Origin of the sequence: uncultured Leptotrichia sp. (genome assembly GCF_938036635.1) — a bacterium.
Taxonomy (GTDB): Bacteria; Fusobacteriota; Fusobacteriia; order Fusobacteriales; family Leptotrichiaceae; genus Leptotrichia; species Leptotrichia hongkongensis.
The window spans coordinates 1-8,783 of sequence record NZ_CALHQO010000181.1 but is presented as its reverse complement, the minus strand read 5'-3'; the positions used below and the strand labels follow the sequence as shown (position 1 = coordinate 8,783).

5 protein-coding genes and 1 tRNA gene are annotated in these 8,783 nt (G+C 27.9%); all 6 read right to left on the bottom strand.

What is annotated here, in order from left to right; all coding sequences use genetic code 11:
- Positions 1-66 precede the first annotated feature (66 nt).
- A tRNA-Pro gene (locus tag Q0370_RS03640) sits at positions 67-143 on the bottom strand.
- A 234-nt stretch (positions 144-377) separates the two neighbouring features.
- A complete protein-coding gene (locus tag Q0370_RS03635) occupies positions 378-1,022 on the bottom strand; it encodes a peptidylprolyl isomerase (protein ID WP_299572263.1) in 645 nt (214 codons plus the stop codon).
- 37 nt (positions 1,023-1,059) lie between these two features.
- Complete coding sequence (locus tag Q0370_RS03630; protein ID WP_299572261.1) at positions 1,060-1,413, bottom strand: hypothetical protein; 354 nt, start codon at positions 1,411-1,413, stop codon at positions 1,060-1,062.
- A 32-nt stretch (positions 1,414-1,445) separates the two neighbouring features.
- A complete protein-coding gene (locus Q0370_RS03625) occupies positions 1,446-2,366 on the bottom strand; it encodes a manganese-dependent inorganic pyrophosphatase (protein WP_299572259.1) in 921 nt (306 codons plus the stop codon).
- Between the two features lie 92 nt (positions 2,367-2,458).
- A complete protein-coding gene (locus Q0370_RS03620) occupies positions 2,459-5,740 on the bottom strand; it encodes an exodeoxyribonuclease V subunit beta (RefSeq protein ID WP_299572257.1) in 3,282 nt (1,093 codons plus the stop codon).
- On the bottom strand, positions 5,724-8,600 hold the full coding sequence (locus tag Q0370_RS03615; protein ID WP_299572255.1) for a PD-(D/E)XK nuclease family protein: 2,877 nt from the start codon (positions 8,598-8,600) through the stop codon (positions 5,724-5,726). The genes Q0370_RS03620 and Q0370_RS03615 overlap by 17 nt, the downstream gene beginning before the upstream one ends.
- Positions 8,601-8,783: the final 183 nt, after the last annotated feature.

The following is an 8,783-nucleotide window of genomic DNA, read 5'->3' as shown; positions in this document are numbered from 1 at the left end:
AACTCGCGACATTCAGCTTGGAAGGCTGACGCTCTACCAACTGAGCTACTCCCGCAAATTTATAGATGGTCGGTGTAGTAGGATTTGAACCTACGACCCCCTGCTCCCAAGGCAGGTGCGCTACCGAGCTGCGCTATACACCGTTCCAAAGAATAATTCTTATTTCCATTCTCGGACAAGAAATATAATACCATAATTTAAAATAAATGTCAACTACTTTTTTTAGATTTTTGATAATTTCTTTTTAGGGTGTATTGTATAATCAAGTGCAATATTTAAAAATAACTTGAAAATCCTTTTTTTGATTATGTTTTTATTTTTTGTTTGTGAATATTTTATAAAAAAACTCTCAATTTACTGAGAGTTTTATCTGTATTCTATTCATGATTTACTGGTTTTTCTAGCTTTCTTTCCCATTCGCTGACTTCTTCAGAGAAATAATCTAAAAACTTATCAACTTTTCTACCTTTGATATCAATATTTAATATTTTATCATCTTGCCTTATTGTCCTTAATACACCTAAATCTTCACGTGATTTTGTTCCACCTATAATTGTATGTTTCCCATTTAAGCTGCTCATTGCCTGCATCGTTATAAAAAATTGACTACTATTTGTATTTGGTCCAGAATTTGCAAAAGCAAGCATACCTTCATTATCAAAATTTAGCCAGTCAGAAATTTCATCATTTAGAAAATATCCAGCTGTTCCAGTACCGTTTCCAAGAGGATCTCCACCCTGCACTAGTCCATTAGGAATAACTCTATGAAAAGTTAGTCCGTTGTAAAAATTATTTTTTGCAAGAAACACAAAATTTGCGACATTTTTAGGAGCCGCTTCAGGATATAAGTATACAGAAATATTTCCTTTTGTCGTTTCTATTACTGCTTCAAGTTGAAAATCTTTCATTATTTTCTCAAACTTTTTATCTCCTATTCTTTTTTTTGCCTTATTTGATTTTGCATTTACAACATTAACTATTAAAAGCATTAAAACACTAACCAATATTACTATTTTCTTCATTATTTTACCTCTTTTTTCAATTTTTTAAATTAGGCACTTAGTATAGCCTTTTTATATGCTCTATCATTTCTTCAATTTCCATTTTACCATTGAAATCAAATTCTAGAATTCTGAAATCTATGTCCTCGATTTCCAAATTATATTTCAGAAGCTCCTTTTCTTCCATAATATTATCATAAATTACAAGAACAGAAAACTGATTTCCAAATCCATCAACTAATTCTAATGTATTAATTACTCTATTTTTTTTCATATTAAGAGAATTTCTTATCGCTTCATTCGCTATTTTTTTACTTCTGACTTCCTTATAAAGTTCAGAAATTATTGTAGGCAGCTTTATTGCAAATAATATTTTTAATTCTTCTCTTTTCCTAAATTTTACTATTGCCATTTTTAAAATCCTTATTTTTTATTTTTATAAATTTACCCTTGAATTGCTTTTGTCAATGGCGGAATAATTTGTTTTTTTCTTGAAACAACACCTTTCAAAGTTACTAAATTGCTGTCAACTTTTTCTCCAAACGCTTTTTCGATAATATCATTTCCATCTCCTGAAACTAGAGCCACAGAATCATTTGATAAAATATTTGTGATTGCAAACATAAAGAATTTTAATCCTTCTTTTGCAATGATATTATCAATTTCAGAAAGTAATTTTTCTTTTCTTTCCAAAACTTCTGCTTCATTTACAGTATTAACTTGTGCAACACCAATTTTTGAACCATCAATTTCAAAGATTTTCATGTCCATGTTTAACAGTTCTGCTTCAGATTTATCTCCAAGCGCAGTTCCAGCCTTTAACATTTCAAGACCATACTCATCCGCATTTACTCCAGCGATTTCAGCCAGTTCCTTACCAGCCTTAACATCACATTCTGTACAAGTTGGAGATTTGAACAATAATGTATCTGAAATAATCGCACTTAACATAAGTCCTGCAGTTTCCTTGCTTGGTACAAGATTATTTTCCTTAAATAATTTTAAGATAATTGTCGCAGTACATCCAACAGGCTCTAATCTTGCATATAAAGGCTCATCCACATTAAAGTTTGAAATTCTGTGATGATCAATTAGTTCTAGAACTTTTGCTTCTTCAAATCCTTCAGCAGTTTGAGTTCTCTCATTATGATCTACCAGTATTATTTCTTTTCCAGCCACATTTTCCACTAATTCAGGCTTTTCAACTTTAAAATAGTTCAAGGCATACTTGGTTTCTTCATTAATTTCTCCAAGTCTTGCAGCCTTAACATCTTTTCCCAATTTATTTTTCAATTCTGCATAAGCAATCGCTGAACAAATTGTATCTGTATCTGGATTTTTGTGTCCAAAAACTAATATTGACATATTTTTTCCTCCTAAATTTTAATCATTTCATACTATTATAACCTATTAATCTTATTTTTGAAATAGAAAAATTCGTTTTTTTCAAAAATTCCCTAAACTTCTAATAATTGGATATCGATTTCATAATCTTCCGAAACTTTTTTACTTAAAATATCCCTATATTCATTAATCTGTTCCTGATATTTCTCATTCGTTTCAGGCTCAAATCCAGTCTTGTAGTCATAAATATAAATTTTCTTATTTTCCTCATCAATGTTAATTCTATCAATGATACGCTTTCTTCCTTCAGAATCATAAATTTCAAATTCTGTATAAACTTTGTATTTCTCATTATAAATATCGCTGTTTTTTTCAATAAATTTTTCCATTCGGACAATTAATTCTTCTACAATCTTTTTCCCTAGCATATTTCCATATCGGCTTAAAAGTGCAGATTTTGCAATTAATTTATCAGTTTCCAAATCATTTAAAATATGTTCAAAGTAGTAGTGCATTGCAAGCCCTTTTTTTCTTTTAAATTCCTTTTCCAAAGTTATACTTGATTTTTTTATTTTAAATTTATCATCAGAAAAATAAGTTTTTAATATTTTATTATTTATTTTATTTTCTTTCAGTTTAGCATTTTCTTTTAAATTTTCAGAATTTGACACAATTTTTCTTTCTGTTTCAGTAATTTCTCCAATTCCAAATTCTGTGTTTTCATCGTAAACATCAATTAATTTCTTAATTAAATCATCTGAATAGCCATTTTTTGTTATATAAGCCTCAAAGTACAATAGCAGATTTTTTTTAGCACGTGTCAAAGCGACATAATCGGCATTTATTTCTTCCATCTTTTCTTTTTGGACATTTTTTTCAGCAATTATTCCATATTCTTTTATATTTTTCACATTTTTAGCATATTTTGAAAATGTTATTAAAAAATTAGTTACATTTGTAAAATTTTCATCGTAATCAAAATATGTTTCAAAAGTTTTAAAATTATTTCCGCCAGTTTTTCCTTTTCGGTAATAGATTATCGTGTCAAATTCCAGCCCTTTGGACTTATGAATTGTCATCAGATTTATGGCATTTTCATCCGAACTGCTTATTTGCTTCAAATCATCCTTTTCATCTTCAATATGTACAACAAATTCATACAAGTTGTCAAATTCCTTTAGAATATTGAAAAATTGAAAAATATTTTTTATATCGCTGTTTGTTGAATAAAAACTTGTTACGCCAAAATCTTGAATAATTTTTTTTGAAAAATTTTCTTTTGCATATTTATCATTCAAATTAATTGAAAGTTTGTAAAGTTCCTTTATTTTTTCCAAAATTTCAGAAAACGAAAGTCCATTTCTTTCCATAAAATTAATATTTTTATATTCCAGCAAATTTTCTTTTTTTTCAAAATTTTCCAAGTTTTCTACAAAATATTCAAAACTGTTCTTACTTCTCAAATTTTTACTAGGTAACTTAATATTTTTTGTAATATATTTTTCAATTAATTCCTTATTTTCTACCAAATATTTTACGTGGTCATTTAGGCAGCCAATCAAATCACTTCGCATAAATTCCAATAAATAAATAAAATTATGATAAACAAAAAATTTTATCAGCTTATACAGCGGTTTAACAGCTCTGTAATCCAGAATCGAAGAGTTGCTTTCAAGCGTAAACGGAATTTTTTCCTCATTCAATCTTGCTGTAATTTCTGAAAGTTCCTTATTGCCACGGCAAATTATACAACTTTTCCCAAAATTCTGAATTTTTCCTTCCTTCAAGTTTCGTATCATTTCCTCATACGCCTTTTCAGGCTTTTCCTCGTCTTCATTATATCTAGACTTTCTTTCCTGAAAATAATATCCAAAATATCCTCTCTGATAGTCCTCGTCATCACGATACAACGAATTTATATATTTCCAGTTTTCATTATAGTTAGTAAAAATTTTATTCACATTTTCGATAATCTGCTTGTAGCTTCGATAGGATTTTTCCAAATTCTGAACATTTCCGCCAATTAAATTTTCCAAATTTTCAAAAAGTTCCTTTTCTCCACCACGCCAATTATAAATACTCTGTTTTTCATCGCCAACACAAATAATATTTTTGGCACTTGAAAGTAGTAACTCTAAAATTTTCCACTGCAAAATACTCGTATCCTGAAACTCATCAATCATAATCGTATCAATCTGTCCACCGATAAGTTCCAAAAAATCCTCAGTAACTGCGTTGCTGTTGTTATTATCAGTCTTCACAAATCCTAGTTCCTTGTCAAAAATAAACTTATATGTATACGTGGAAATATCCGTGTGAGTAAATCTTTTTGTACTTAATTTAGTCTGCTCTGCAATATCGAATATAATTTTTGCCAATTCCTTTATTTTTCTGTCAGTTGGCAATACTTCCTCATTAAAAATATAATTTGAAATTTTTTCTCGCAAAATATCCTGCTCTTCCTTCATTTCATCTAGCAGCTCCTTAACATCTTTCCCACGAGTTTTTCCGCCATCCCAAATATTTCCCGTACCAAAAATATCATCTGATTTTTCTAATATTAACTCAATTTTTTTGTTTTGCACAATAGAAATATCAGAATTATTTTGATTCAATTCTTCAAACTTTTTAAAAATATCAGTAAATTTTCCATTCAATATTTCAGTAACTTTTTTTCCTTTTATCTCAGCAATCTTTTTCACATTTTCAAAAATATTTTCAAAATTCTCTACAAAACTTCTACTTGATTTATTATTTTTTAAAATTAAATTTGCTTCCTTGTAGTTATCACCAGCCAGCAAAAATTTCTCCTGCATGTCCAATAACGATTTTACAATTTTCACATAAGTTGAAATATTTTTTCTGTCTTTTTCCTCATTCAATATAAACTTAAATTTTTCAAAATAATAGCTGTTTCCAATTATTTTTATCAAAATATCATTGTAAAACTCATCTTCTTCCTTGTCAATTGTTTCATAATTGTAAATACCAAAATATGGAGCAATAGTATTTTTAAAAATTCTGTTTGTAAATCCGTCAATCGTGTAAATCCTGATTTCATCCTTATTTTTTATCATTTCAAAATATATATCTTGTAAATTTCTCTTCAGTATTTCGCTGTCAGAAAATCCATAAAGTTCTTTTAGACTGTCTTCCAATCCTATCCAGTCATATTTTTCAAACGCAATCTGATACAGAAAGTCATAAATTCTCTCTTTAATTTCCGCAGTAGCCTTTTTCGTAAAAGTCATTACAACGATATTTTTATAATTTACGCCTCTTATTAAGTTTGCAATATATTCCAGCGATAGCCTATAAGTTTTTCCAGTTCCTGCACTTGCCTTCAAAATAATCTTATTTTGTTTATTATCATTTCCGTTATTTATTTTCATCATTTAATTCGTCCTCCCTTCTGCATACATCCTTAAAAGTTTGATAAGTGTAATTTTGCACATCTTTTACATCACCAACATCATAGTAGTCAGTTTCATAATATTTTTTTACAACTTCCCGAATATTCTTTTCACTCAGAAATTCCTCTTCCTTTTCTCTTGTATCCCCAATTATATCACCGTCCCAAACATCTACCACAAATCTCTCTATTTCTTGAACATTTTTTTCAGGCAGCATAACAGAATAATAATCCAGCTGTTTAAAAGCATTTACGACTTTCTCTTTCTTTTCCTCCCCTTTTTTATTTTTCAAAATACCAGATTTATAGTCATACAAAATCTCCTTGTTTTTCAATTTTATATGTAAATCAATCATTCCATTTATAAAAATATTTTCATAAATTTCCTTTTCAGATTTCAGTTTTATTCTTTCTTCTGAATAAATTTCGATTTCTTCTTCGTTTTCCAACGTCTTCATTAACTTTGTCAATATTTTTTCAACAGATTTTACAATTTCCTCAAACGAAACTTTTTTATAAAATTCTAGATATTCTTTCGGAATTTTGTATTCAAACGAATTTAGAATACTTTTCAATGTTTTCCTAATTTCCTCGTTATTTATAACAAATTCCCCCTTCTCAAGCACCTCCTTGTTTTCCATCACAATTTTCTCATAAAGCCCGTGAATAATATTTCCAAACATCAGATTGTCAACTTTGTCCTCAATTTTTTCAACTTCTGTATTTCCAATCATTTTTTTCAAATAATATCCATACTCAAAGTTCTGCATCTCCTCAAACGAATAATACCCCAAACTCACTTTTTCAGCCTTAATTTTATTCAAATCCTTTTTCAGCTTCGATGGAATAAATTTTCCAATTTCTCTTGATTCCCAGGACTTTTCCACATTTTCCAAAAAGTATTTCTTAATAAAATTCAGTTCATCATTCTCATCTATTTTATTTTTTTGTGCCTCTATTGCGTATTTTAACTTAATTTCCTCAACAACTCCAGCAGAATCTATATTTTCATCTAGATTTTTTACATAGGATAAATATATATTTTTTGATCCTAAAATATTTTGATAAAATTTGAAAATCTCAATTTGCTTTTCATCATCACTTACAGGAAGTCCCATTTTTGCACGTTGAATTTTTGTAAATAAATAATTGTTTATGTTTATTTTGGGAAATATATCCTGAATATTAAGAAATATCAGATTTTCCTTTTGTGTTTCTGAAATTGCTGAAAATGAATTAATTGAATATCTTGATACATTTTCACTATCCTGCTCATCGGTTTCCTCAAGATTCAGGCTGATTGCCTTTTTATCCAAATATTTCAAAAACAATTTCAATAAACTTGCCGAAATTCCATTTTCATTAAAAAATCCTTTCCAGAGATTATCAAATGAAAAGTCTTCCAGCACTACCATTTCCGACAATGCCTCAAAATATTTATCTCTTACATTCTTATCCATTTCTCCGCTTCTCTCAAAAATCTTTTCGAGATAGTTTTCATATTCCCCAAGTGTCTGATATTCAAAAATTTTTTCAATTTCATCAATAAAATTAATTATTCCAGCAGCTTCAACATCTTTTAGATTTCTAGAAAATTTCCCATTTTGATTTTCCAGAATTCTAAAAATTTCATTTTTTGACATATATCTATAATCTTGTTCCACAAATTCCATAAAAAAATCATACGACTTTTTTAAGCCAAAAATTCTTAGAAAATCGTCAGATTTAAATCCAGAATACAAATCTTTCATTCTAATTCTTAAATCATTCCCAAAATCTTTTTCATCTTTTTTTTCAATATTTTCAAATTTCTCATTATCTTCCAATTTTTTTTCAACAATTTTTACATTTTCCAAAATATTACAAATTAATTCTAATATTTTGTAAATCTTTGTTTTCTTCATTGTAAGTTCCAAATTGGAAGAAATCTTTTCCTGCCTTAAAAGCTGATAATCTTTTTTTCCATCTTCTCCATTATCTTGCAAATCATAAATTTTATAATTTACTCTATTTTCGATTTTTTCATCATTTTCACTCTCATCCAGTTTTTTTACAAGCCCTAAAACCTGTGAAAATTTATTTTCATACTCAAAAATCTCAATATTTGTCCCAAATTTTTCCAAAAACTCATTTTTCTCAGGCAATGAAAAACTGTCCTTTATTTTTAACTTTTCCTCATTAAAATCATTTTCCGAAAGCTGCAAAATATTTTCTACAGCAATCCCTCTGTTTTCAATTTTTCCAATTAACTCCTTTTCAAATGGAGTAATTTTAACTTTATTTACAAAGCAAATTTTAGAAAATTTATTCAAAAAATTATCCGAAATATTTTCCACATTTCTAAGCATATATGGTAAAATAAGCCCTTTCTGCTGCACAACTTTTTTCATCTCATTATCAATCTCAACCAAAGTTCTAAAAGTTTCAACTTGCCATTTCTCCAGCTCAATTTTTTCCAAATCAATCTTGTATTCCTGCAATTCTGCAAATAAATTGTAGTAATTATAGGCAACATCAATAATATCATAATAATTATTTACCTTCATATCCTTTTTCAGCTTCTCAGTCAAAGCATTGTAAAACATTACAACCTGTTTCTCTTCTTTTACCACAATTTTATCAGTAACAAATACATTCTCATAAAAATCATAACTATTCATCATCTTAAAATTCTGAAAAATTCCCAATTTCTGCTGCATTTCCTCATTCTGTAAAAATTCCCTTTTTATCTCAAAAAACGAAGCCGAATTTTCAAATACAAAAAGCGTATTTTCATTCTTTTCAAACTCTTTAAACAATATATTCTTTAAATCAGAGCCAATCCCTTTATAACTAATTTTCATAATATTTTCCCGTCCTTAAACTATAAATTTTTCTCATTTTTAAATTTAATTTCATTAATCAAATAAGTATAATGTATTTTAAATTTTTTGTTTAATACTAAATCTCATTTAAATAAGGAACTTAATTACAAACTCTTCTAACAAAGTATATAAACTTAATATAGTAAAACTAGTTTAAAACAG

Coding starts and splice junctions, on each gene's coding strand:
- Q0370_RS03635 (WP_299572263.1), bottom strand. CDS start 1,022: ATGAAGAAAATAGTAATATTGGTTAGTGTTTTAATGCTTTTAATAGTT.
- Q0370_RS03630 (WP_299572261.1), bottom strand. CDS start 1,413: ATGGCAATAGTAAAATTTAGGAAAAGAGAAGAATTAAAAATATTATTT.
- Q0370_RS03625 (WP_299572259.1), bottom strand. CDS start 2,366: ATGTCAATATTAGTTTTTGGACACAAAAATCCAGATACAGATACAATT.
- Q0370_RS03620 (WP_299572257.1), bottom strand. CDS start 5,740: ATGATGAAAATAAATAACGGAAATGATAATAAACAAAATAAGATTATT.
- Q0370_RS03615 (WP_299572255.1), bottom strand. CDS start 8,600: ATGAAAATTAGTTATAAAGGGATTGGCTCTGATTTAAAGAATATATTG.